General features: G+C 44.0%; 23 protein-coding genes, 1 riboswitch and 1 other annotated feature. Of the genes, 13 read left to right on the top strand and 10 right to left on the bottom strand.

All coding sequences use genetic code 11. The features are described from left to right. Positions 1–131: 131 nt before the first annotated feature. Both hflD and mnmA read right to left on the bottom strand, forming a co-directional pair. Complete coding sequence (gene hflD / locus L3V36_RS00545) at positions 132–749, bottom strand: high frequency lysogenization protein HflD (RefSeq protein ID WP_004734565.1); 618 nt, start codon at positions 747–749, stop codon at positions 132–134. A gap of 48 nt (positions 750–797) precedes the next feature. After that, on the bottom strand, positions 798–1,934 hold the full coding sequence (gene mnmA, locus L3V36_RS00550) for a tRNA 2-thiouridine(34) synthase MnmA (protein WP_004734566.1): 1,137 nt from the start codon (positions 1,932–1,934) through the stop codon (positions 798–800). A gap of 203 nt (positions 1,935–2,137) precedes the next feature. Between mnmA and L3V36_RS00555 the strand changes: the two genes are divergently transcribed. Continuing rightward, positions 2,138–2,407, top strand: coding sequence for a hypothetical protein (locus L3V36_RS00555; RefSeq protein WP_004734567.1), 270 nt, complete (start codon positions 2,138–2,140; stop codon positions 2,405–2,407). A 102-nt stretch (positions 2,408–2,509) separates the two neighbouring features. After that, complete coding sequence (locus tag L3V36_RS00560) at positions 2,510–3,814, top strand: inosine/guanosine kinase (protein WP_208774002.1); 1,305 nt, start codon at positions 2,510–2,512, stop codon at positions 3,812–3,814. Between the two features lie 172 nt (positions 3,815–3,986). Here the strand turns inward: L3V36_RS00560 and L3V36_RS00565 are convergent, their stop codons facing one another. Further along, positions 3,987–4,397 (bottom strand): H-NS family nucleoid-associated regulatory protein, encoded by a 411-nt coding sequence (locus L3V36_RS00565; protein ID WP_004734569.1) that lies wholly within the window; start codon positions 4,395–4,397, stop codon positions 3,987–3,989. Positions 4,398–4,760: 363 nt separating this feature from the next. After that, a riboswitch (Lysine riboswitch) is annotated at positions 4,761–4,938 on the top strand. Positions 4,939–5,050: 112 nt separating this feature from the next. Here L3V36_RS00565 and L3V36_RS00570 point away from each other — a divergent pair. The 9 genes from L3V36_RS00570 (at position 5,051) to hisIE (ending at position 14,329) form a co-directional block, all read left to right on the top strand. After that, the gene (locus L3V36_RS00570) at positions 5,051–6,643 is read left to right on the top strand and encodes a Na+/H+ antiporter NhaC family protein (protein ID WP_026012259.1); all 1,593 of its coding nucleotides are present in this window, start codon (positions 5,051–5,053) and stop codon (positions 6,641–6,643) included. 189 nt (positions 6,644–6,832) lie between these two features. Next, positions 6,833–6,968 (top strand) — a sequence feature (His leader region). A 53-nt stretch (positions 6,969–7,021) separates the two neighbouring features. Next, the gene (gene hisG, locus L3V36_RS00575; RefSeq protein ID WP_029222074.1) at positions 7,022–7,918 is read left to right on the top strand and encodes an ATP phosphoribosyltransferase; all 897 of its coding nucleotides are present in this window, start codon (positions 7,022–7,024) and stop codon (positions 7,916–7,918) included. Next, the gene (hisD, locus tag L3V36_RS00580) at positions 7,918–9,237 is read left to right on the top strand and encodes a histidinol dehydrogenase (RefSeq protein ID WP_017094422.1); all 1,320 of its coding nucleotides are present in this window, start codon (positions 7,918–7,920) and stop codon (positions 9,235–9,237) included. Before hisG ends, hisD begins: the two co-directional genes overlap by 1 nt. A 9-nt stretch (positions 9,238–9,246) precedes the next feature. After that, positions 9,247–10,287 (top strand): histidinol-phosphate transaminase, encoded by a 1,041-nt coding sequence (gene hisC / locus L3V36_RS00585; protein ID WP_017086080.1) that lies wholly within the window; start codon positions 9,247–9,249, stop codon positions 10,285–10,287. A 131-nt stretch (positions 10,288–10,418) separates the two neighbouring features. Beyond that, positions 10,419–11,507 (top strand): bifunctional histidinol-phosphatase/imidazoleglycerol-phosphate dehydratase HisB, encoded by a 1,089-nt coding sequence (gene hisB / locus L3V36_RS00590; protein WP_208774004.1) that lies wholly within the window; start codon positions 10,419–10,421, stop codon positions 11,505–11,507. A 24-nt stretch (positions 11,508–11,531) separates the two neighbouring features. Continuing rightward, a complete protein-coding gene (gene hisH / locus L3V36_RS00595; RefSeq protein WP_004734575.1) occupies positions 11,532–12,146 on the top strand; it encodes an imidazole glycerol phosphate synthase subunit HisH in 615 nt (204 codons plus the stop codon). A gap of 43 nt (positions 12,147–12,189) precedes the next feature. Further along, positions 12,190–12,927 carry a 1-(5-phosphoribosyl)-5-[(5-phosphoribosylamino)methylideneamino]imidazole-4-carboxamide isomerase gene (gene hisA, locus L3V36_RS00600; protein ID WP_208774006.1) on the top strand — a complete coding sequence of 246 codons (738 nt, stop codon included), beginning with the start codon at positions 12,190–12,192 and terminating at the stop codon, positions 12,925–12,927. Next, on the top strand, positions 12,909–13,682 hold the full coding sequence (gene hisF / locus L3V36_RS00605) for an imidazole glycerol phosphate synthase subunit HisF (RefSeq protein ID WP_004734577.1): 774 nt from the start codon (positions 12,909–12,911) through the stop codon (positions 13,680–13,682). Before hisA ends, hisF begins: the two co-directional genes overlap by 19 nt. Next, positions 13,679–14,329, top strand: coding sequence for a bifunctional phosphoribosyl-AMP cyclohydrolase/phosphoribosyl-ATP diphosphatase HisIE (hisIE, locus tag L3V36_RS00610; protein WP_004734578.1), 651 nt, complete (start codon positions 13,679–13,681; stop codon positions 14,327–14,329). Before hisF ends, hisIE begins: the two co-directional genes overlap by 4 nt. A gap of 209 nt (positions 14,330–14,538) precedes the next feature. Here the strand turns inward: hisIE and L3V36_RS00615 are convergent, their stop codons facing one another. The 4 genes from L3V36_RS00615 to L3V36_RS00630 all read right to left on the bottom strand — a co-directional run bounded on the left by L3V36_RS00615 (position 14,539) and on the right by L3V36_RS00630 (position 18,102). Beyond that, a complete protein-coding gene (locus L3V36_RS00615; protein WP_076645490.1) occupies positions 14,539–15,063 on the bottom strand; it encodes a YchJ family protein in 525 nt (174 codons plus the stop codon). Between the two features lie 118 nt (positions 15,064–15,181). Beyond that, positions 15,182–16,399, bottom strand: a complete 1,218-nt coding sequence (locus L3V36_RS00620; RefSeq protein ID WP_054541044.1) for an EAL domain-containing protein — start codon at positions 16,397–16,399, stop codon at positions 15,182–15,184. A gap of 123 nt (positions 16,400–16,522) precedes the next feature. Next, positions 16,523–17,257, bottom strand: a complete 735-nt coding sequence (lpxH, locus tag L3V36_RS00625) for a UDP-2,3-diacylglucosamine diphosphatase (RefSeq protein ID WP_208774007.1) — start codon at positions 17,255–17,257, stop codon at positions 16,523–16,525. A gap of 350 nt (positions 17,258–17,607) precedes the next feature. Next, positions 17,608–18,102: a peptidylprolyl isomerase gene (locus L3V36_RS00630; protein WP_004734582.1), complete on the bottom strand. Its 495-nt coding sequence runs from the start codon at positions 18,100–18,102 to the stop codon at positions 17,608–17,610. A gap of 191 nt (positions 18,103–18,293) precedes the next feature. Between L3V36_RS00630 and cysS the strand changes: the two genes are divergently transcribed. Both cysS and L3V36_RS00640 read left to right on the top strand, forming a co-directional pair. Beyond that, positions 18,294–19,679 carry a cysteine--tRNA ligase gene (cysS, locus tag L3V36_RS00635; RefSeq protein ID WP_017078988.1) on the top strand — a complete coding sequence of 462 codons (1,386 nt, stop codon included), beginning with the start codon at positions 18,294–18,296 and terminating at the stop codon, positions 19,677–19,679. 97 nt (positions 19,680–19,776) lie between these two features. Continuing rightward, on the top strand, positions 19,777–20,355 hold the full coding sequence (locus tag L3V36_RS00640; RefSeq protein WP_004734584.1) for a thymidine kinase: 579 nt from the start codon (positions 19,777–19,779) through the stop codon (positions 20,353–20,355). A gap of 129 nt (positions 20,356–20,484) precedes the next feature. Here L3V36_RS00640 and L3V36_RS00645 read toward each other — a convergent pair whose 3' ends face one another. The 3 genes from L3V36_RS00645 to L3V36_RS00655 all read right to left on the bottom strand — a co-directional run bounded on the left by L3V36_RS00645 (position 20,485) and on the right by L3V36_RS00655 (position 22,369). Further along, positions 20,485–21,177 (bottom strand): YdcF family protein, encoded by a 693-nt coding sequence (locus tag L3V36_RS00645; RefSeq protein WP_208774009.1) that lies wholly within the window; start codon positions 21,175–21,177, stop codon positions 20,485–20,487. Next, positions 21,170–22,024, bottom strand: a complete 855-nt coding sequence (locus L3V36_RS00650; protein ID WP_208774017.1) for an NAD(P)H-binding protein — start codon at positions 22,022–22,024, stop codon at positions 21,170–21,172. Before L3V36_RS00650 ends, L3V36_RS00645 begins: the two co-directional genes overlap by 8 nt. Before the next feature lie 114 nt (positions 22,025–22,138). Further along, positions 22,139–22,369, bottom strand: a complete 231-nt coding sequence (locus L3V36_RS00655) for a TIGR02647 family protein (protein ID WP_004734587.1) — start codon at positions 22,367–22,369, stop codon at positions 22,139–22,141. Positions 22,370–22,620: the final 251 nt, after the last annotated feature.

The following is a 22,620-nucleotide window of genomic DNA, read 5'->3' on the forward strand; positions in this document are numbered from 1 at the left end:
AATTGAGTTTTCTAAATTTTGAGAGGTTTATACCAGTAACAATCTCAATTGTCACGCATATTGCGCAATCGTTTGCGTGAGAATTGTGTTGGTACAAAAAACAAGCTCGCGACGAGGCGCGAGCTAATAAATTACATGCGAGCTAGCAGGATTTGAGCCTGCTCGATCATCTTCTTGCGACCGAAGATAAGGTGGCGACGTTTACCGCCAACTTGACGCCATAACACAGCGCTTCGAATTCCTGATAGCAGCAGAGCACGAACCTTATGCTGGCTCGATGTCTGTTGAAGTACTGCTGGCGTACCAGAAACCTGAATACGAGGGCCAATAGGGCTCACTACATCTAAGTAGATGCTCGCAAGGTTGCTGATCATTTGCTCGTCAAACAGATCGAAGTGCTCAGTTTGACGCTCTGCAGTTTGAATACGATCGCCAAGCTGTGACATAGAGTCATTGCGAGCAGATAGTTTGCGTTCAAGCGCCATCAAGCTGATGATGTAGCGAGTAATGTCGCTACCAGCGGGAGTACTGTCGATACCTTTTACTAAGCATTCAAGGCCTAGCTTTAGGTTCGCCTCACGGCCAAATACACCCACAGTGTTCGCTGGGTTAGTATTTAAAATGGCATTGAGTGAAGCTTCGAAGGCATCTTTATCACAACGGCCGTCTTTCGCTACTTGTTGAACCAAAGCCACAGCTTGGCAAATTCCAGCGAAAGCAATAGTACGGTCATAAAGTGTATTAGCCACGTAGTAACTCCTAGTTGTTTTCTATCGTTTGTTGTTCGTTCGATTAGATTAGATGCGTTTTTCGATGATACCACCACCAAGACATACTTCATCTTGGTAGAACACAGCCGACTGGCCTGGCGTTACAGCGATTTGCGGTTCATCGAAGATAACCTTAATGTTATCATCGTCAATTGGGATGATTGTACAAGGAATATCAGTCTGACGGTAACGTGTTTTTACCGTGCATGTCATAACTTCAGTAATTGGTGTGCGATTTACCCAATGAAGCTGAGAAGCGATCAAACCTTCTGATTTTAAAAGAGGGTGGTCTTTACCTTGTACCGCGATCAGAACATTACGTTTAAGGTCTTTTTCACCAACAAACCATGGGTCTTCATTACCGCCGCCGCCTTTGGTGCCACCGATATGCAGGCCTTTACGTTGACCTAGCGTGTGGTACATCAAACCTTGGTGTTGACCAATAACTTGGCCTTCAGGTGTCTCGATGTTACCTGGTTGAGCCGGTAGATATTTGCCAAGGAATTCTGTGAACTTTCGCTCACCAATAAAGCAGATACCTGTTGAGTCTTTTTTCTTCGCAGTGATCAAGTCTTGCTCTTCAGCAATGCGTCGCACTTCAGGCTTCTCTAATTCACCAACTGGGAATAGGCTGCGTGCCACTTGATCTGAACTTAGCGTATATAGGAAATAGCTTTGGTCTTTGTTGCCGTCTAAGCCACGCAGCATTTCTGGTTTTACGCCAGCATCGAGCTCTTCTTGTGTTGGGAAAGTACGACGAACATAGTGACCCATCGCGATGTAGTCTGCGTCTAATACTTCATCCGCAAACTCTAAGAATGCTTTGAATTTGATTTCTTTGTTACAAAGGATATCTGGGTTCGGTGTACGACCCGCTTTGTATTCTTCAAGAAAGTACTCGAATACATTATCCCAGTACTCTGCTGCAAAGTTGATAGTGTGAAGGTGGATACCTAGTTTGTCACATACCGCTTGAGCATCAGCAAGGTCTTCAGCTGCCGTGCAGTATTCTTCGTTATCGTCTTCTTCCCAGTTTTTCATGAAAAGGCCTTCTACCTGATAGCCTTGTTGCTGAAGAAGATACGCCGATACTGACGAATCTACACCGCCGGACATACCGACAATTACTTTCTTTTCGCTGTTTCCAGAGCTGATATCTGACATGTCTAAACACCGTTACTATTACTTGGTCGCAGATTCTAACAGAAAGAGAAACACCGCGACAGATCCGAGACCGGAATCACAGTTTCATTTGCACAAATATTGCGCTGAATTCGTTAGAGAATCGCATGAACGCGAGGAGACTCGCTAGGATGTCAGATCTATATGTGGCATAGTCGCTCGAAATCCAAGACCTGAGATAAAAAATGTCTGAACAAAATGAGTTTATGCAAGAAGAACAGTTGATCGAGATTATCGAAAACCAACTTGAAGATGGCCAACCTGTGAAAGTGAAAGAGACGCTGATGCGTTTAATGATGACAGGAACTCCTCGTGAAGAGGCGATTGCGGCTATGGCATGTGCACTGGCTATTGAAGTATTTGATGTAATGAAAAACGGCGCTGAGTTTAATCAAAAACGTTACGCCGAGCATTTGGGTATGCTACCTGACTTAAGCTTTATGGAAGGCGAATAAAAAAATAGCCTCGCAAACGTTTGCTATAGTTTGAAAGATTGCCGCGTTAAATATAGCGCGGTAGAATCCGCCACCTATTTCCCCTTGACTTAGACTAGCCTTATGAAATTCCCTGGACAACGTAAATCAAAGCACTATTTTCCGGTTCACGCTCGTGATCCTTTAGTAAGCCAAGCTCAAACTAGCAAAAGAATGTCACGTACTCATATTATCGGTATTGACCAAACTTTGGTGGATATTGAAGCGAAAGTGAGTTCTGAGCTAATCGAAAAATATGGCCTAAGTAAGGGACACTCACTGGTTATTGGTGATGAAGCTGCTGAATCCTTGTATCAAGAATTAAAAGAACAGTGCCTGATCACCAATGAATACGCTGGTGGCACAATTGGTAATACATTACACAACTATTCAGTACTTGCGGATGACCGTTCAACGCTATTGGGTGTAATGAGCCAAGATATTAAGATTGGTAGCTACGGTTACCGCTATTTATGTAATACATCAAGCAGAATGGATCTGAACCATTTACAAGGGGTAGATGGCGCAATTGGTCGCTGCTTTGCATTAATTACAGAAGATGGTGAACGTACTTTCGCAATTAGCGAAGGACAAATGAACCAATTAAAACCAGAAAGCATCCCTGAGAAAATTTTCAAAAGTGCTTCTGCTTTAGTGTTAACGGCGTATTTAGTTCGTTGTAAACCAGGTGACCCTATGCCTGAAGCAACAATGAAAGCTATCGAATACGCGAAGAAATACGATGTGCCTGTTGTTTTAACTCTTGGTACTAAGTTCGTTATTCAAGATGATCCCGAGTTCTGGAAAGATTTCCTTGAACAGCACGTCACCGTTGTTGCGATGAATGAAGACGAAGCTGAAGCCTTAACAGGAGAAAGCGATCCGCTTGCTGCTTCAGACAAAGCACTAGAGTGGGTAGACTTAGTTCTATGTACGGCAGGCCCTGTTGGCTTATTCATGGCGGGTTATACTGAAGACGCGGTGAAGCGTGAAACTTCATTGCCGTTGTTACCAGGCTCGATTGCAGAATTTAACCGCTATGAGTTTAGCCGTCCTGCGCATAAAGACTTGTGTGACAACCCAACGAAGATCTATTCGCATATTGCCCCTTACATGGGTGGTCCAGAAAAGATCAAAAATACCAATGGTGCAGGGGATGCGGCGTTGTCGGCTTTATTACATGATATGGCAGCAAATAAATATCATAAAGAAAATGTGCCGAACTCTAGCAAGCATCAACATGCATTTTTAACGTATTCATCTTTTTCACAAGTTTGTAAATATTCAAACCGTGCAAGTTATGAAGTGTTGGTTCAGCACTCTCCTCGCTTGTCTCGTGGCCTTCCTGAAAGAGAAGACAGTCTAGAAGAAGCATACTGGGAAAGATAAGATATTTTTATCTTTTTCATTTATATTTCTAATAGTGAAATATAAAAAAGGCTCCGAAAGGAGCCTTTTTTGTTTCTGAATATATTGAAGCCGTAAATAATACTTTAGTCGACTTAATATTAATTCTATTGCTTAGTGTTTTATTGATTATTCACTTAGCAAACACGATGCCTTAAAGAGCAAACTCTTCTAGAGATTTACCAGCATCTAGTTGTTCTTGGATAGCTGAAGGCGTACGGCCTTGACCTGTCCAAGTTTTCTCGTCGCCGTTTGCGTCTACGTATTTGTATTTCGCTGGGCGAGGAGCACGTTTAGCTTTAGTTGTTTTAGATTTTGCTTCACCAGAAAGTGCAGCAATAAGATCTGCAACATCAATTCCGTCTTTTGCAATTTGTTCAGCAATAGCAGAAAGCTTAGCTTCTTGCTCTGCTTTAGCAGCACGTTCTTCAGCTTCAGACTCTTGACGCTCTTGTACAACAATAGTCAGCTTGTCTAGCGCTTCTTCAAGTTGCTCAAGAGTTAATTCACGTGAGAACGCACGAAGGCTGCGGATATTTAATAGTGTTTTTGTTAATTCAGACATGATATTTCCCATCAAGGTAAACTAAATAATCCTCCTAATAATAAACAGAGCCTAGGAATAAAACAAATAGTATTTCTTGTATTGGTTATTTAAATATAAAAGTGAGATGAATAGTTGAAAAAGAAACGACTCACTTTTGATGAATTTATAATAATTATTAAGATTATCTTAAAAATCGATATGTGACTGGTGGAGTAATTGTTATATGTAGACTATTTTTTATTGATTAGTTCATTAACAAAAAGACATTTTTGTCGGAATGATATGTTGCATTGTTGCTCTTGATGGGTACAATTGCGGCTACCTGATGCGATGCTTTGGTTAATTTGTTGTTAAACTCTGGTTTACACAGTTAATAATGTTATCGCACGTAGAGGTGCAATTATAAAAAGTAGTTTTCGTTGGGGTGATGCCAATGAGCGGGAATGAAAGGTCTAATTGCCGAAGTAAATTGTATATCTAAGCAATTTGCTGGGGTTGTGCTCAATAGGTACAACACTGCCATAGTCTTAATTTTAAACTATGGAGCGCTACTGTAGGGTTGGGTGAAGTGTTCACTTCCCTTTCGCTTAGTTCAACATGAGCTTGATAAGTCGTATCAAGTTTGTCTGCAGTAGATCTCTAGCCAAATAAAAAACTGGTTTTTGAAGATCATGAATTTAATAGATTTTGCAACATCGCCTTTATCGCTGCTTCCTCCTTTGGTTGCATTGACTTTAGCAATTGTTACCCGCCGTGTATTGGTTTCCTTAGGTGTTGGTATCTTTATGGGTGCGATTCTACTTGCTGACTACTCAGTAGGTAACGCAGCTAGTTACGTGTTCACTAAAGCATCTGGTGTTTTCATCGAAGATGGTGGCATTAACACTTGGAACATGAGCATCATCGCATTCCTAATTATTCTCGGAATGACAACTGCATTACTCACACTATCTGGTGGTACTCGCGCATTCGCTGAGTGGGCACAGTCTCGTGTGAAGAGCAAACGTGGTTCAAAACTACTTGCTGCCTTCTTAGGCGTATTCATCTTTGTCGATGATTACTTCAACAGCTTAGCGGTAGGTGCTATCTCTCGTCCTGTAACAGACCGCTTCTACGTATCTCGCGCTAAGTTAGCTTATATTCTAGATTCTACCGCTGCTCCAATGTGTGTGATTATGCCGGCTTCTAGTTGGGGTGCTTACATCATCACTATTATTGGTGGCATCCTAGTGACACACGGTGTGACAGAGTATTCTGCACTGGGTGCTTACGTTCGTCTTATCCCAATGAACTTCTACGCGGTGTTCGCACTATTAATGGTATTTGCCGTTGCGTGGTTCGGTCTAGACGTTGGTAAGATGCGTGAACATGAGATCGAAGCATCTCAAGGCCGTGGCTTTGAAGGCGACAACGATCAAAAGCAAGCTCACGATCTAAACGAAGAGCTAGACATTCAAGAGAGCGAAAACGGTTCTGTTTCTGATCTCGTTATGCCAATCGTATCGTTAATCGTAGCAACAGTTGCCGCTATGCTTTACACGGGTGGCCAAGCGCTGGCTGCTGACGGTCAAGCATTCAACCTGCTTGGTGCGTTCGAAAATACAGATGTAGGCAAGTCTCTTGTTTACGGTGGTGTTTTAGGTCTGCTTGTTGCGCTAGCGACAGTGTTTAAGCAAAAGCTACCAATGTCTGATATCGCAAGAACAATGTGGATCGGTGCTAGCTCTATGTTTGGCGCGATCCTGATTCTTGTGTTTGCATGGACTATCGGTTCTGTCATCGGTGACATGAAAACAGGTTCGTACCTATCATCTCTAGCAACTGGCAATATTGATTACCACTGGCTACCCGTTATTTTGTTCCTTCTTGCTGGCCTAATGGCGTTCTCGACAGGTACATCATGGGGTACGTTCGGTATCATGCTACCTATCGCGGGTGACATGGCTGCAGCCTCTGACATCGCGCTGATTCTACCGATGTTAAGTGCGGTTCTTGCTGGTTCTGTATTTGGTGACCACTGTTCTCCAATCTCTGACACAACGATTCTGTCTTCTACCGGTGCTCGTTGTAACCACATTGACCACGTATCGACTCAGCTTCCTTATGCGCTGTCTGTGGCGTTCGTATCGTGTATCGGCTTCATCACTCTAGGTATGACATCATCAACTGGCATCGCGTTCGGCGCAGCGTCTCTAACGTTTGTGGCAGTATGTTTTGCATTGGCTTATTTCTCACGTTGTAAAATGTCGACGTGCAAAAGCTAATCATCACTTGATTGAATAATGAAAAGGGAGGCGTTTGCCTCCCTTTTTTTGTGCTCGTTAATTTAATTTTAAATTTCGTGAAAAAAGTTCGAATAAATGGTTGAAAAAGGGTGTCAGCTTAGTTAGTGTGGAGACAAGACAGCAAACAACCTAAGAGCTGATAAGTATGCGTAAATTAGTAATGAACATTCATCACCATCATCACCCTATCTAGTCTTTCGGGGAGATTTACGTATACCCGGGAGCAAGAATTCTCCCGGAGGTTAAGTCAAAGAATTTAGATTTAAACCCTCGGGACGACAAAGTCTTCCGAGGGTTTTTTAGTTTTAGCACTTTTAAATAATCAATAAATTCAAATATTTGCACAGGGATACAGCAATGCAGACACAACGCCTAAGAATCGCAATTCAAAAGAAAGGTCGCTTAAGTAAAGAGTGCCAAGATCTACTTAAAAAATGTGGTGTTAAATTTAACATCATGGGTGAGCGTTTAGTTGTTCATTCACTAAATATGCCAATCGACTTGTTATTAGTTCGTGATGACGACATCCCAGGTCTTATCATGGATGGTGTGGTTGACCTTGGTTTCATCGGTGAAAATGAACTAGAAGAAGTTCGCCTAGACCGTGTTGCTTTAAAAGAGCCATCAGAGTTTCGCACACTACGTCGTTTAGACTTCGGTGGTTGCCGTCTTTCTATCGCGATTAACAAAGACGAAGAATACAACGGCCCACAAGATCTAGCGGGTAAACGTATTGCGACAACTTACCCACAACTACTGAAAGCCTACATGGACGAGCAGGGTGTTGAATTCAGCGCTTGTATGCTAACGGGTTCGGTTGAAGTTGCGCCTCGCGCAGGCCTAGCAGACGCTATCGCCGATTTAGTTTCTACAGGTGCGACGCTAGAAGCAAATGGCCTAAAAGAAGCAGAGGCTATCTTCCAATCTAAAGCAACGTTAATTCAACGCACTGGCGAATTTGATGCAGACAAAGAAGCATTAATTGAAAAACTACTGACTCGTATGCAGGGTGTTCAACAAGCGAAAGAGTCGAAGTACATCATGCTTCACGCGCCAACATCTCAGCTAGAGCAAATCAAAGCATTATTGCCTGGCGCTGAAGATCCTACTGTTCTTCCACTATCAACAGACAAAGACAAAGTTGCCGTTCACCTTGTAAGTACCGAGAACTTGTTCTGGGAAACTATGGAACAGCTGAAAGAGTTGGGTGCAAGCTCGATTCTAGTATTACCAATCGAAAAAATGATGGGGTAGTGACGATGAGAACCGTTGTTTGGCAATCTTTAAGTGAATCACAGCAAGACTCGGTACTAGAGCGTCCAGCTATTACTGAAGGTGCAAACATCACAGCGACTGTTTCTGATGTTATTGCAAAAGTACGAAATGAAGGCGATGCCGCACTTAAAGAACTGACTGAAAAGTTCGATCGTGTGACTCCAGAATCCATTCGAGTCAGCTCGACTGAGATTGAAGAGGCATGTGCTCGTTTAACACCAGAAATGAAGCAAGCGTTAGAGCAAGCTTATAGCAATATTGCTAAGTTTCACGAAGCTCAGAAGCCGCAGCCAATTAAGGTTGAAACACAGCCAGGCGTTGTGTGTGAGCAAGTGACACGCGCTATTAATACTGTTGGCCTTTATATTCCGGGTGGCAGCGCGCCACTTCCGTCAACGGTTCTTATGTTAGGTGTACCCGCTCAAATCGCGGGTTGCCGCAAGGTTGTGCTTTGTTCACCTCCGCCAATCGCGGATGAAATCTTGTATGTCGCTAATCTTTGTAAAATCGATGAGGTTTACAATGTAGGTGGTGGTCAAGCCGTTGCTGCCATGGCGTATGGTACGGAGAGTGTCTCTAAAGTAGATAAAATTTTCGGTCCTGGTAATGCGTACGTAACGGAAGCTAAGCGCCAAGTGAGTAACGACTTCCGTGGCTCTGCTATTGATATGCCAGCAGGCCCATCGGAGGTGATGGTAATTGCAGACGAAACTGCAGATGCTGACTTCATTGCTGCTGATCTACTGAGCCAAGCTGAACATGGCCCAGATTCACAGGTTGTATTAGTAACACCATCGCCAGTTATTGCCGACCAAGTAACCGATGCGGTTCAGAAGCAACTGAAAGAACTGTCTCGTGCGAACATCGCTCAGCAAGCATTGGCTTCAAGCCTAATCATCATTGCTGAATCGATCACTCAAGCGATCGCGATTTCTAATTTCTACGGCCCAGAGCACTTGATTGTTCAGACCAAGAATCCACGTGAATTGCTGCCGTTACTAGACAATGCAGGTTCAATCTTCCTTGGTGACTGGTCTCCAGAGTCTGCAGGTGACTACGCATCAGGTACAAATCACGTTCTTCCTACTTACGGTTATACCAAAACCTATTCAAGTTTAGGTTTGGCTGATTTCTCTAAGCGTATGACGGTACAAGAGTTAACGGCTGATGGCTTGAAAGGCCTAGCGCCAACGGTAGTCACAATGGCGGAAGCCGAAGGTTTGGATGCGCACAAACGTGCTGTGACCATACGAGTTGAAAAATTAAATCGATTTGAACAGCTAAATAAAGCGAAATAAGGGTAGGGCATGGAAAAGTTAGCAAGAAAACAAGTTCAGGCTCTTACACCTTACTTGTCTGCAAGACGCATTGGTGGCAGCGGAGATGTGTGGCTAAACGCTAACGAGTCTCCGTTTGATAACGAGTACAACCTAAACTTGTCTCGTCTTAATCGCTACAGCGAGTGCCAGCCTAAAGAGCTGATCGATGCTTACGCTCAATATGCAGGCGTAAAATCAGAGCAAACGCTGACCACTCGTGGCGCTGACGAAGGTATCGAACTTTTGATTCGAGCTTTCTGTGAGCCGAACGAAGATTCGATTCTGTACTGCCCTCCGACTTACGGTATGTACGCCATCAGTGCCGAGACGATTGGTGTTGAGCGCAAGGTTGTGCCTTTAACTGCTGAATGGCAATTGGATCTTCCCGCGATTGAAGCTCAACTAGACAACGTAAAAGTAGTGTTTGTTTGTAGCCCAAACAACCCAACGGGTAACTTGGTTGATCGCAAAGACATCATCAAACTGCTTGAAATGACGCAAGACAAAGCGATTGTGGTGATGGATGAAGCGTATATCGATTTCTGTCCAGAAGCGTCAACGGTCGACTTGCTTGAGCAATACCCGAACCTTGCGATTCTGCGTACCTTGTCGAAAGCTTTTGCTCTGGCGGGTTTACGTTGTGGCTTTACGCTGGCGAACAAAGCGCTTATCGATGTACTGTTGAAAGTGATTGCGCCTTACCCAGTTCCAATTCCAGTTGCTGACATTGCCGTTCAAGCGCTTTCTGAACAAGGGCTTGCGCGAGCGAAGTTCCAAGTTTTGGATTTAAGTGCTAACCGAGCGTATTTGCAAGCTGGCTTGTTGGGTATGCCTCAAGTGACGGTATTTGATGGTTGGGGTAACTACTTGCTGGTTAAATTCCCGAACGGCGATGAGTTGTTCAAAGCGGCATGGGACACTGGCATCATCTTGCGTAATTCGCCAATTGAAGACTGTGTTCGTATTAGTATTGGTAACCGCGAAGAGTGCGAAAAGACACTTGGATTCATTCGTAACTTTTTTCAGTAACGAAAGGCTTACCATTAATAACATTTGTCAGTCTGAGTTGATTAAAAACAGACTGGTAAATGAAACCAATATTTTGGGTTAGCGTTTGATTTTAGCTAGGCCAGCAGATTTAAAATTAAAAGGAAGTTCAAGTGAGTAAACAACAGAAAATACTTTTTATAGACCGTGATGGCACCTTAATTGTTGAGCCGCCAGTCGACTTTCAAGTAGACCGTTTAGACAAACTAAAATTCGAACCGCTAGTGATCCCTAGCCTACTGGCATTGCAAGATGCGGGTTACTGTTTAGTGATGGTGACTAACCAAGATGGTCTAGGCACAGATAGCTACCCACAAGAAGAGTTCGATGCTCCGCACAATATGATGATGGAGTTCTTTGAGTCTCAAGGCGTTAAGTTTGACGATGTGCTTATTTGCCCTCACTTTGATGAAGACAACTGTTCTTGCCGTAAACCAAAACTGGGTATGGTTAAAGAATACCTACAAGGCGGCAAAGTCGACTTCCAACATTCTGTTGTCATTGGCGATCGAATGACGGATCTTCAACTTGCAGAAAACATGGCAATCCGCGGCATTCAATATGGCCCGGATGCAGAAACGGAAGGCACACTCAACTGGCCACAGATCGTTAAAGATTTAACGGTTAATGCTCGTGTCGCTGAAGTGGTTCGTACAACGAAAGAAACTGACATTAAGGTAGCCGTAAACCTTGATGAAACCGGTGGTAACAAGATCGATACTGGCATGGGTTTCTTCGATCACATGCTTGATCAAATCGCGACACACGGCGGTTTCCAAATGAACCTGACTGTGAAGGGCGACCTACACATTGATGATCACCACACAATCGAAGACACCGCTCTCGCTTTAGGCCAAGCGCTTAAAGATGCATTAGGCGATAAACGTGGTATCGGCCGTTTCGGTTTCAGCCTGCCTATGGATGAGTGCTTAGCTCAGTGTGCTCTAGACCTATCTGGTCGTCCGTACCTAAAATTTGATGCTAAGTTTAGCCGCGAGCAAGTGGGTGACCTTTCGACGGAGATGGTGGTTCACTTCTTCCGTTCTTTAACCGATACACTGGCTTGTACATTGCACCTTTCTTCAGCTGGTAATAATGATCACCACATTATTGAGAGCCTGTTCAAAGCGTTTGGTCGTACTCTTCGTCAAGCAATCAAAGTTGAAGGTAATGAGTTACCAAGCAGCAAAGGCGTTCTGTAAGGCTAACGTTAGCAAGGAAAAACAATGAAAGATCAAAAAGTCGTTATTATTGATACTGGTTGTGCCAACGTTTCCTCAGTGAAGTTTGCGATTGAACGTCTGGGCTACGCAGTTGAAATTTCGAAAGAACCAAAAGTTGTTCTAGCTGCGGACAAGCTGTTCCTACCAGGAGTAGGTACAGCAAGTGAGGCAATGAAGAACTTGCAAGAGCGTGACCTTGTTAGCCTTGTGAAACAAGTAGAGAAGCCTCTGCTGGGTATCTGTTTAGGTATGCAACTGTTAGGCAAACTGTCTCAAGAGAAAGGCCAAAAAGCTGACGAGTTAGTTGAATGCCTAGGATTGTGTGATGGCGAAGTTCGTTTACTTGAAACGGGTGATTTGCCATTACCACACATGGGTTGGAACACAGTAACCGCGACACCTAACCACCCTCTATTCAAAGATATTGAAGAGGGCGAGTACTTCTACTTTGTACACAGCTTCGCAATGCCAGTGGGTGACTACACAATCGCACAATGTGATTACGGTAATCCGTTTACAGCGGCAGTGCAAAGTGGCAACTATTATGGTGTTCAGTTCCACCCAGAACGTTCGTCAAAAGCTGGCTCTAAGCTGATTCAGAACTTCTTGGAATTGTAATAAGGATTAGGCAGCGGCTACCGTTGCCAGATAAGGAATGTAAATGATTATTCCCGCGTTAGATTTAATTAAAGGCCAAGTTGTTCGCTTATTTCAAGGGGACTACGGGCAAGTAACAGAATACAAAGTCGATCCAGCAGAGCAGTTCAACCTGTATCACCAAGCTGGCGCTGGTTGGCTGCACCTTGTTGACTTAACGGGCGCAAAAGACACAACGGCTCGTCAGTTAGACTTGATTGCTAAGCTACTGGCTAGCACGCCTGCGAACATCCAGATTGGTGGTGGCGTTCGTAATGAACAAGATGTCGTTGACCTGCTAGAAGCTGGCGCACAGCGCGTTGTGGTTGGTTCTACAGCAGTTAAGCAACCAGAGTTAGTTAAAGGTTGGATGGAGAAGTGCGGCGCGGAAAAAATCGTGCTGGCTCTGGACATCAACATTGACGAAAGCGGCACACGTAAAGTGGCGATTTCAGGTTGGCAAGAAGATTCAGGCGTGACCATTGAAGCGCTAATTGAAGATTACCTCACGGTTGGCCTTAAACACGTTCTGTGTACAGATATTTCACGTGATGGCACGCTAGAAGGGTCAAACGTAGAGCTCTATGTTGATCTCTGTAAACAGTACCCACAGGTGCAATTCCAATCATCGGGTGGCATTGGCAGCCTAGCTGATATCGAAGCACTGAAAGACAGCGGCGTTGCGGGTGTGATTGTTGGTCGTGCACTGCTTGATGGCAAGTTCACCGCAGAGGAGGCATTTGCATGTTGGCAAAGCGAATAATCCCTTGTTTGGATGTCCGTGATGGGCAAGTGGTTAAGGGCGTTCAATTCCGTAATCACGAAATTATTGGTGACATCGTTCCGCTAGCACAACGCTACGCAGAAGAGGGCGCTGATGAATTAGTATTTTACGATATTACCGCATCAAGTGATGGCCGTGTGGTCGATAAAAGCTGGGTGAAACGCGTAGCAGAAGTGATTGATATTCCTTTCTGTGTGGCTGGTGGTATTAAGTCTGCGGAAGATGCAGCACGCATTCTTGAGTTTGGTGCAGATAAAGTATCCATCAACTCGCCTGCATTGGCTAACCCACAGCTAATCACTGACCTAGCTGATAAGTTCGGCGTACAGTGTATCGTTGTCGGTATCGATTCATACTTCGATAAAGAGACGGGTAAATATCAGGTTTACCAATTCACAGGCGATGAAGCGCGTACCAAAGCAACCAAGTGGGAAACCAAAGATTGGGTGCAGGAAGTACAGAAACGTGGTGCAGGTGAGATTGTGTTGAACATGATGAACCAAGATGGCGTTCGCAATGGCTATGATATCGACCAATTAAACATGGTACGTTCAGTGTGTAATGTACCCCTGATTGCATCAGGTGGCGCAGGTGCGATGGAGCACTTTGCTGAAGCCTATAAAAAAACCAACGTGGACGGAGCACTTGCGGCTTCGGTATTCCACAAGCAAGTCATCAATATTGGTGAACTTAAACAGTATTTGAAACAACAAGATGTAGAGGTGCGACTATGAGTTTTGAACCCGTAAGCTTATCAAAAACAGAAGTAGGCGCATTGTCAGAGCGTATTGATTGGGAAAAAGTAGATGGTTTAGTGCCGGCTATTGTTCAAGATTACCAATCGAGCCAAGTGCTGATGATGGGATACATGAACCCAGCAGCGCTCGAGAAAACAGGTGAAACTGGCCAAGTGACGTTTTTCTCTCGCACTAAAGAGCGCCTTTGGACCAAAGGTGAAACGTCGGGTAACGTATTGCAACTGCAAAACATGTCATTGGATTGTGACAACGACACCTTGCTGGTTAAGGTTAACCCCATTGGCCCAACGTGCCACACAGGTACAACAACGTGTTGGGATGGCGATAAGCAAGAAGAAACACAGATGGTGTGGCTTCATCAGCTTGAGCAGCTACTGGCTGCCCGCAAGGACGCAGACCCTGAGTCTTCTTATACTGCCAGTTTATATGCCCGTGGCACCAAGCGTATTTCGCAAAAAGTGGGCGAAGAAGGCGTTGAAGTCGCGCTTGCGGCGACGTCGGGCGATAAGGCGGAATTAGTGTGTGAATCAGCAGACTTGATTTATCACTTGATGGTTCTTTTACAAGACCAAGGCTTATCGATGAACGATGTGGTGAACAAACTAAAAGAGCGCCATAAGTAAGCTCTTTTTGGATGAATAAAACCACGTAACAGATAGATAAAAGCCCCGTAAACAATTATGTTTACGGGGCTTTTTAGCTTTTTAATTTTCAAGATTTCAAGATTTCTAAGCCCTACGTCACTTTTCTAAACTCTGACTTTACGTCATTCCGAGGAGCCTAAGCGACATCAGGAATCTCTTTACTTAATCAAACATTCTAATTTTTTGACTTACCCGCAGCACTTCTTATATTTCTTTCCGCTACCACAGATACATGGGTCATTGCGGCCGATTTTAAAACTTTCAACCGTTTGGTTTAGACGGGGGTCAATCTCAGGCTCTGATCGTTTTTCTTGTTCATCTTCTTGCTCAGGGAAGGTGCCATCAATGTAATACCAAAAACCGTCTTCACGAACAAAGCGCGAACGTTCTTGCATACAGAACTGCTCAGTCGCGTCGTTGAAGTAAGCTTTAAACTCAACAAAGCCTTCGTTCTCATGTGAACCTGCGGCAGTATCGATGACTTCTAAACCCGCCCAATCACTATCTATGGATTCAGCAATACCTTCTCTCTGCGCTTCTGCGTTACAGCTTGAATGATAAGTAGCAACCACATAATCAACCAAACCAAGTACATGTGCAGAATAACGTGAGCGCATTAATTGCTCGGGTGTTTCAACTGTACTGTGGTTAAGGTGTGCTGATTCGCAACATTGTTGGTAAGTATTTTTGCTACCGCATGGGCATAAAGACATAGTCAGATCCTGTAAAAATGGCCTCTATTAAGAGGCCATATATGAATGCGTTGGAGTTTACCAAGAAACGATCGCTCACCAAAGCTTAGTTTCTATTGAAGCAGCAATGTGAAGTGAACTATTTCAACGAAGGTGATAACAGCTCTTGAGCCCAAGTAGTCGCTTCATCATAAGCTTGACCGAGTTCCGCTTCACTTAGCTTGAGAAGTTTACGAATGCGCGTTGCTTCGTCCCAGCGAGCTTGCTCATAAGCGATAACCATCGCCAAAATTGCACCCAGCACACCTTTTCGTTGAATCAGAGCTTGCTTGATCTCTTCATCGATTGGTACTGAGTCCAAGACTTGCTGTAACGGTTGGTCAAAGAGTGAATCAAGTAGAGAGAACATACCGGTCAAAAAGGCTTGTCCGGGCTCTACCTTTACATTCATTTTTTCTACTAAGAGTTCACACTCACGTGCTCGTAACACGGCTAAACCATAGAGTGAGTCCGGCTTATCTTCTTTCGCTGAGGCAATCGCTACCAGTGAAACGAACTTACGCAGCTTTTGTTCGCCAAGGAAAATAAGTGCTTGGCGGAATGAACGAATGGTCGTTGCTGAGCCGCCTGCGGAGTTCACGTAGGCAAGTAACTTGTAAGACAGCGTGACATCTAGCGTAATTAAACGTTCTACTTCGCTAAAGTCGATAGGGTCGTGCGCAATCTCTTTTAACAGCTGAACAATCGTCAAAAACGCAGGGTTGAGAGCGCGAGTTTGAATCATTTCCGGCTTGCTGAAGAAATAACCTTGGAAGTAGGTGAAGCCTGCTCGATTTGCTTCTTGATATTCATCGTAAGTCTCGACCTTTTCTGCGAGGAACTTAATATCCAACCCTTTGAGAGAGTTCATGAACATCGAAGCTTTCGCGATTGAGATCAAACGGATATCAAACTTGATAATTGAAACGTACGGTAAAAAGCGCTTCCATGCTTTGCTTGGTACAAAGTCGTCTAACGCGATAGTGTAACCCGCGTCATAGATAGCTTTTATTGCTTCAAGTAGTTCGTCTGTTGGTTCGCAGTCTTCAAGAACCTCAACAACGAGGCTTTCTTTGGGGAACAGAGTCGGGACTAAGTTGATTAGGCTTGCATAAGGGAAGTTCACGAACCCCAATTTATCACCCAACGTATTATAGTGAGTTGATAAAAAGTGATCGGAAAGCAAACGGCTAGTAGCGAGCTCCGGCTCTACTTCAGGGAAAGTGTTCTTAGGACCATCCCTGAATAGCAACTCGTAACCTATGGTTTTCTTGTCTGTATCGAGTATTGGTTGACGCGCTACGTATGAATATTTCAACTTGGTACTGTGTTCTGTTTATTTCTGGTAGAGAGATAATAGCTAATTCAGTAGAAATTACCATACACTTTCTATGAAAGTCTGACCGATAATAATAATCAAAGTGAAAGTTTAATAGTGATGTTAAAAGCGGTTGCTAAACTCTCGATTCTGTAGTTCAAAACTTTGCGGAGTGAACACCAGCACTGAACCTTGCGTATACCAATCACCCAATACGATACGAGTTTTAGTGCAATCATTGACGTTAAAAGTGTGGATGTCAGGGCGATGAGTATGGCCGTGGATCATAAGTTCGACGCTGTTTCGTTCCATCACATCTTCCACTTCTTGTTGTGTCACATCCATGATGTCGAGAGATTTGGTCTGCTTGTCATCTTTGATGTCAGATTGAACCTTCGAGACAATTTTCTTCTTGATGAAAAATGGAATTCTGTTGAAGACCCATTGCAGCCATGGTTGATGCACTTTTTCGCGGAAGGCGAGATATTTTACATCTTCGGTACACAGGGTATCACCATGCAACACCACCGCTTTTTGTCCGTAGATATCGATCGTTGATACTTCATCTAGAAGTTGCACGCCCGTTTGCTTGGCAAATTTTTTACCAACTAAAAAGTCGCGGTTACCTTGTGTGAAGTAGCAAGGTACGCCCGTTTTCACTAAGTCGATAAACGCTTGGCGGATAGAAGTCGCGAACTCACTCTTATCGTCGTCACCAATCCAGAACTCGAAAAGGTCGCCTAACACGTAAAGTGCATCCGCTTCTACGGCTTCTTTCTTCATAAAGGTTAAGAAGCAGTCAGTGATATCTTGTCGTGACGGAGTAAGGTGCAGGTCTGATATAAAATATGTTTTCATAGGTCTAAAAAAAGGGAGCGATTCGCTCCCTATATCCTGATTTTATCGGCTCATCAATTATTAATACTAGGGCGTGTTGACCTTTGGCGGTTAAATTTTGTTCGAGATAAAAGCGTTTTAATCGAGGCGAGGGATAAGCAGCCTAGTCACTCTAAGCAAATTTCCCTCAACAAAGAGTAAAACGCTTTTAGCCGAACCCTTTGGGCAGCGTTTGCTGGTCATTTTTACTGCGTTATCGGCTTCTCATGTAGGCTAGCTACACATCAAAGCCTCTGCCTTGTATAAATCCCCAGCAATTCGCTGCAAAAATCAGCTCAAAAGGTCAATACGCCCTAACCGAAAGCGATGAATTAAGCTTCGATTGTAGTACCAGTGATGATCACTTCTTCTAGAGGTACATCTTGGTGCATACCCATAGAACCAGTGCTAACACCTTTGATCTTGTTTACGATGTCCATGCCTTCAACAACTTCTGCGAATACACAGTAGCCCCAGCCGTCTAGGCTTTCGCTACGGAAGTTTAGGAAAGAGTTGTCGTTAACGTTGATGAAGAACTGAGAGCTCGCTGAATGCGGTTCCATAGTACGAGCCATTGCTAGCGTACCAACTTTGTTCGCTAGGCCGTTGTTTGCTTCGTTCTTGATAGTTGCACGAGTTGTTTTTTCTTTAAGGCCAGAAGTCATACCGCCGCCTTGAACCATGAAACCATCGATAACACGGTGGAATAGCGTGTTGTCGTAAAAACCGTCACGGCAATACTGTAGGAAGTTTGCGCTTGTTTCTGGTGCTTTTTCTTCGTTAAGTTGAACTTTGATGTCACCAAAATTTGTGTGAAGGATGATCATGATTGTTACCTTACTGTCTTTTTAATATGAAGTTCGAATTCTAGCGCATGTTGGCGGACTTTCAAATCACCAAATCATTAACTTAACTTGGTTGTTTGAGGTAATTACTGCTTTGGGGGATTACCTAATAACGCATGAATTGATATACTTGACCTCTTATTTTGATTAATACACAAATATAGATAGAGATCATGCTGAAAATTTATAACACACTCACAAGACAGAAAGAGGAATTCAAACCAATTACAGCTGGCAAAGTCGGCATGTATGTCTGTGGGGTAACCATATACGATCTCTGTCACATTGGTCATGGCCGCACGTTTGTTTCTTTCGATGTAGTAACTCGTTACCTTCGTTACCTTGGTTACGATTTGAACTTCGTTCGTAACATCACTGATATCGATGATAAAATCATCAAGCGCGCTAATGAAAACGGTGAGTCTTGTGATTCTCTGACTGAGCGCCTGATCGGGGAAATGCACGCGGACTTCGATGCATTGAACATGAAGCGCCCTGATGTTGAGCCTCGTGCGACTGAATTCATCACTGAAATCGTTGAGCTTGTTGAAAAGTTAATTGAGCGTGGTTTTGCTTATGTTGCAAGCAATGGCGACGTGATGTTCGAAGTTAAGAAATTTGACGAATACGGCAAGCTTTCCAAGCAAGACCTTGATCAGCTTCAAGCGGGTGCTCGTGTTGATGTTGATTCTGCAAAACGCAGCCCGTTAGATTTCGTTCTTTGGAAGATGTCTAAGCCAGGTGAACCTACGTGGGAATCACCATGGGGTCCAGGTCGTCCGGGTTGGCACATCGAGTGTTCAGCAATGAACTCTTCTATTCTTGGCAATCACTTCGATATCCACGGTGGCGGTTCAGATCTACAGTTCCCGCACCACGAGAACGAAATCGCACAATCTTGCTGCGCACACGGCACCCAGTATGTGAATACTTGGATGCACAGCGGCATGGTGATGGTAGACAGAGAAAAAATGTCTAAGTCACTGGGTAACTTCTTCACTATCCGTGACGTACTTCAGCATTACGATGCAGAAACAGTACGTTACTTCCTAATGTCTGGTCACTACCGTAGCCAACTGAACTACAGCGAAGATAACCTAACCCAAGCTCGTGCATCACTTGAGCGTCTCTACACATCACTTCGTGGCCTAGACGTTACAGCAGCTCCGGCTGGTGGTGAAGAGTACGTGACTCGTTTTTCTACAGCGATGAACGATGATTTCAACACTCCAGAAGCTTATTCAGTACTGTTTGAAATGGCTCGTGAAATCAACCGCATCAAAACTGAAAGCGTCGAAAAAGCAAGTGCACTAGGTGCATTGATGCGCGAACTGGCAGACATCATCGGTATTCTTCATCAAGATCCCGAGGCTTTCTTGCAAGGTGATGCGGCAGGCAACGATGACGAAGTGGCTGAAATCGAAGCGTTGATCAAACTGCGTAACGACTCTCGTGCTTCGAAAGATTGGGCGAATGCCGATCTTGCACGTGACAAGCTAAACGAGTTGGGTATTGTTCTGGAAGATGGTCCAGAAGGTACGACTTGGCGTCGTAAGTAAATATTATAAAAAGGGCTGATTTTCAGCCCTTTTTTCTAGCAAAAATTCTCTAATTTCACCTTTTTATCTTCAACTTTTAATTAACAGGAATATTTCTGTGGCTCAGATGTATTTTTATTACTCGGCAATGAATGCGGGTAAATCAACAACACTTCTTCAGTCTTCATTCAACTACCAAGAGCGTGGCATGACGCCAGTGATCTTTACGGCAGCATTGGATGATCGTTATGGTATCGGTAAAGTTAGCTCTCGAATTGGTTTGCAATCTGAAGCTCAACTTTTTAAAAATGACACCAATATGTTTGACGCAATCCAAAAACTCAATGAAGAAGAAAAGCGTCATTGTGTTTTGATTGATGAGTGTCAGTTCTTGTCGAAAGAGCAGGTGTACCAGTTAACAGAAGTGGTCGATAAACTGCATATCCCTGTACTTTGCTACGGTTTACGTACCGATTTCTTGGGTGAACTGTTTGAAGGTAGCCGTTACTTATTATCTTGGGCAGATAAACTGGTTGAGCTTAAAACCATTTGTCACTGTGGCCGTAAAGCTAATATGGTAATCCGTACCGACGAGCACGGTGTGGCGATTGCTGAAGGTGACCAAGTGGCTATTGGCGGTAATGATCAGTATGTTTCTGCTTGCCGTCTGCACTATAAAGAAGCGTTAGGTAAATAAACCGATCTCATAGTTCAGCTTGCTAAAACGAAAAACGGTGACCAAGTGTCACCGTTTTTGTTTATTGAGCCTGTGTTTTTGCTTTATTCCAAGTCGCGCCTTTGCTTTATTCGAAATGAAGCTTTTGATTTATTCGAAGCCGAGCTGCTTCAATGCTTGATAGGCATGATCAACGTCATCGGGGATTGGCATCTCAATTTGAAATCCTTGGGCTGGGTAGAATTTGATTCGTTCATAATCAGCAATTAATGCGCTCAACACCATGTCTAACGGTAACTCTTCATTAAAGTAATCATCCCAATTTTTCCATTGCGAAGTCACGGTTATTTCTACACTCTCTTCAGGCCATTGTTTACTAAACGTGGCGTAAGTACGTTTCTCCATAAAGGGTTTCTGTACTAAGGTCAGTCGTTTCGGTGACAACCCTCGCTCAGTCAGCAATTCGTGGGTGAATCGTACATTTTCTCCAGTGTTTGTTGCGTGTTTCTCTATGATAATGTCAGAGTCTGGCACGCCAGCATCTCGTGCAATAGCCGCGAATGTTTCGGCTTCTGAACGTTCGAAGCTCCCTTCTGTAAAGCGTCCCACACCTCCAGAAAATACGATATAAGGCGCCACACCTTGGTGATAGAGCTCAGCTGCGTATTCAGCAACGCGAGTGTCGTTACTGCATAACACAAAGATGCAATCTGAAGGCGTAACCTTGTGGCCCATAGACATGAAGTTCCAAAGGGTGTCGATCGAACGATGTAGCTTAATTCTTGAGTTATTTGTTATAGATTGCTTAGCTATGGGTTGGTTAGCTATGGATTGCTTAGTCATAAAGAGCGTCCAGCGTGGATTCAAATTTAAACGAGTAACCTAAGTCGAGAATCTTTTTCGAAGAGATCAGCTTGTCTGGTGTATCGACCACGAGGGGCAGCGGCTCACTGCTGTTGGCGCTTTTCAGTGCAGCGGCATAAAATTCCGCCTTACTCACCGTGTTTGGGGTCGTAACATTAACCACTTCGTTGTGCAGTTGGTTGATAGCGAAGTTGACCGCGCCAATCGCGTCGTCAAGATGAAGCATGTTGGCAGGAGCTTGAGTGCTGACCTGTTTCAATTTGCTTGCAAACCTAGAGGGGTGGCGGCTAGGGCCGATTAACCCACTGAAGCGAAGGATGGTGTAGTCGATACCGGAATCAATGATGCACTGTTCTGCTTGTAGCATGACTCGTGCATTGTCTGAAAATGAGTTGGCCTGTTCATCACTTAACGTAGAAATCGCTAATGAGGCATCTTGCTCGTATAAGATCCCTGGCTTGGTCGGGTAGACCGTAGTCGAGCTAACCATGATCAGCTTTTTGACATTGGCTTTCTGACAAGCATTGGTTAGCTGTTGCCAGTATTCAGCATATTCTTGTCCCGCACCTTTTCTAAAGCCGGGAGGGAAGCTACCAATGACGATCTCTGCATTATTTTCGAGTAACAGCGAATAGAGTTGGCCGATAGTATGTTCAGGCTCTGATGAGTCAAAGCTGAAAACTTCACATGGGATACGCGTGTTACCAATGGTGTCTGCACCCGCTTGGGTGGTCTTCGTAACGACGACCTGGTTACCATGTTTGACGAGATGTTCAGATAAGGGCACACCAACCCAGCCTGCACCAACAATAAATATAGAAGCCATGTGTTCCTCACAACTGCAAGTTATGGATTTATAGTAAGCCTAACAAACCTTTACCCAAAAATGAAAAAACTCCACGGCCGAAGCGAGTGGAGTTTTTACTAGAACAATGGAGCTTTAGTTTAGTACGCGAAGTAGTTTGTCTGCGCGCTCTGCCATCTGTATACCTTCATCAGTTAGGTAACCGCCGTCTGGCTGAGTACAAAGGTTCTTTTCGAATAGGCGCTTAACAGCGTCTTGAGTTTCTTGAGCTGCCTCTTGATGAACTTTAATTCCAGTAGCGGCGCTACTTACATCAAATTGAAGAAGGAGGTTTAAATCAGCAATGTTTTCAGCGTTGTACTTCATAATTAACCTATATATTCATAACGTTCTCTACCTTCACCTTAGTGCGCATTCACGGCTCAGGCAATAGCAAATAAAGAGAATTGATAAGTGATACCAAATTGATTGATTAATCATCGAGTGATGGGTTTATTTTGGTTATATTGGGTGATTTGCGCCCACTTAAATCATCAGTGATGTTTATTACTAAGTGGTTGTAATATATTGTGACTAGAAATAATTTGCATTGAGCGAATATTGTATAAAAAGGATAT

The organism is Vibrio sp. G-C-1 (assembly GCF_021728015.1).
GTDB lineage: Bacteria > Pseudomonadota > Gammaproteobacteria > Enterobacterales > Vibrionaceae > Vibrio > Vibrio splendidus.

Coding starts and splice junctions, on each gene's coding strand:
- mnmA (WP_004734566.1), bottom strand. CDS start 1,934: ATGTCAGATATCAGCTCTGGAAACAGCGAAAAGAAAGTAATTGTCGGT.
- L3V36_RS00555 (WP_004734567.1), top strand. CDS start 2,138: ATGTCTGAACAAAATGAGTTTATGCAAGAAGAACAGTTGATCGAGATT.
- L3V36_RS00560 (WP_208774002.1), top strand. CDS start 2,510: ATGAAATTCCCTGGACAACGTAAATCAAAGCACTATTTTCCGGTTCAC.
- L3V36_RS00565 (WP_004734569.1), bottom strand. CDS start 4,397: ATGTCTGAATTAACAAAAACACTATTAAATATCCGCAGCCTTCGTGCG.
- L3V36_RS00570 (WP_026012259.1), top strand. CDS start 5,051: ATGAATTTAATAGATTTTGCAACATCGCCTTTATCGCTGCTTCCTCCT.
- hisG (WP_029222074.1), top strand. CDS start 7,022: ATGCAGACACAACGCCTAAGAATCGCAATTCAAAAGAAAGGTCGCTTA.
- hisC (WP_017086080.1), top strand. CDS start 9,247: ATGGAAAAGTTAGCAAGAAAACAAGTTCAGGCTCTTACACCTTACTTG.
- hisH (WP_004734575.1), top strand. CDS start 11,532: ATGAAAGATCAAAAAGTCGTTATTATTGATACTGGTTGTGCCAACGTT.
- hisA (WP_208774006.1), top strand. CDS start 12,190: ATGATTATTCCCGCGTTAGATTTAATTAAAGGCCAAGTTGTTCGCTTA.
- hisF (WP_004734577.1), top strand. CDS start 12,909: ATGTTGGCAAAGCGAATAATCCCTTGTTTGGATGTCCGTGATGGGCAA.
- hisIE (WP_004734578.1), top strand. CDS start 13,679: ATGAGTTTTGAACCCGTAAGCTTATCAAAAACAGAAGTAGGCGCATTG.
- L3V36_RS00615 (WP_076645490.1), bottom strand. CDS start 15,063: ATGTCTTTATGCCCATGCGGTAGCAAAAATACTTACCAACAATGTTGC.
- lpxH (WP_208774007.1), bottom strand. CDS start 17,257: ATGAAAACATATTTTATATCAGACCTGCACCTTACTCCGTCACGACAA.
- L3V36_RS00630 (WP_004734582.1), bottom strand. CDS start 18,102: ATGATCATCCTTCACACAAATTTTGGTGACATCAAAGTTCAACTTAAC.
- cysS (WP_017078988.1), top strand. CDS start 18,294: ATGCTGAAAATTTATAACACACTCACAAGACAGAAAGAGGAATTCAAA.
- L3V36_RS00645 (WP_208774009.1), bottom strand. CDS start 21,177: ATGACTAAGCAATCCATAGCTAACCAACCCATAGCTAAGCAATCTATA.
- L3V36_RS00650 (WP_208774017.1), bottom strand. CDS start 22,024: ATGGCTTCTATATTTATTGTTGGTGCAGGCTGGGTTGGTGTGCCCTTA.
- L3V36_RS00655 (WP_004734587.1), bottom strand. CDS start 22,369: ATGAAGTACAACGCTGAAAACATTGCTGATTTAAACCTCCTTCTTCAA.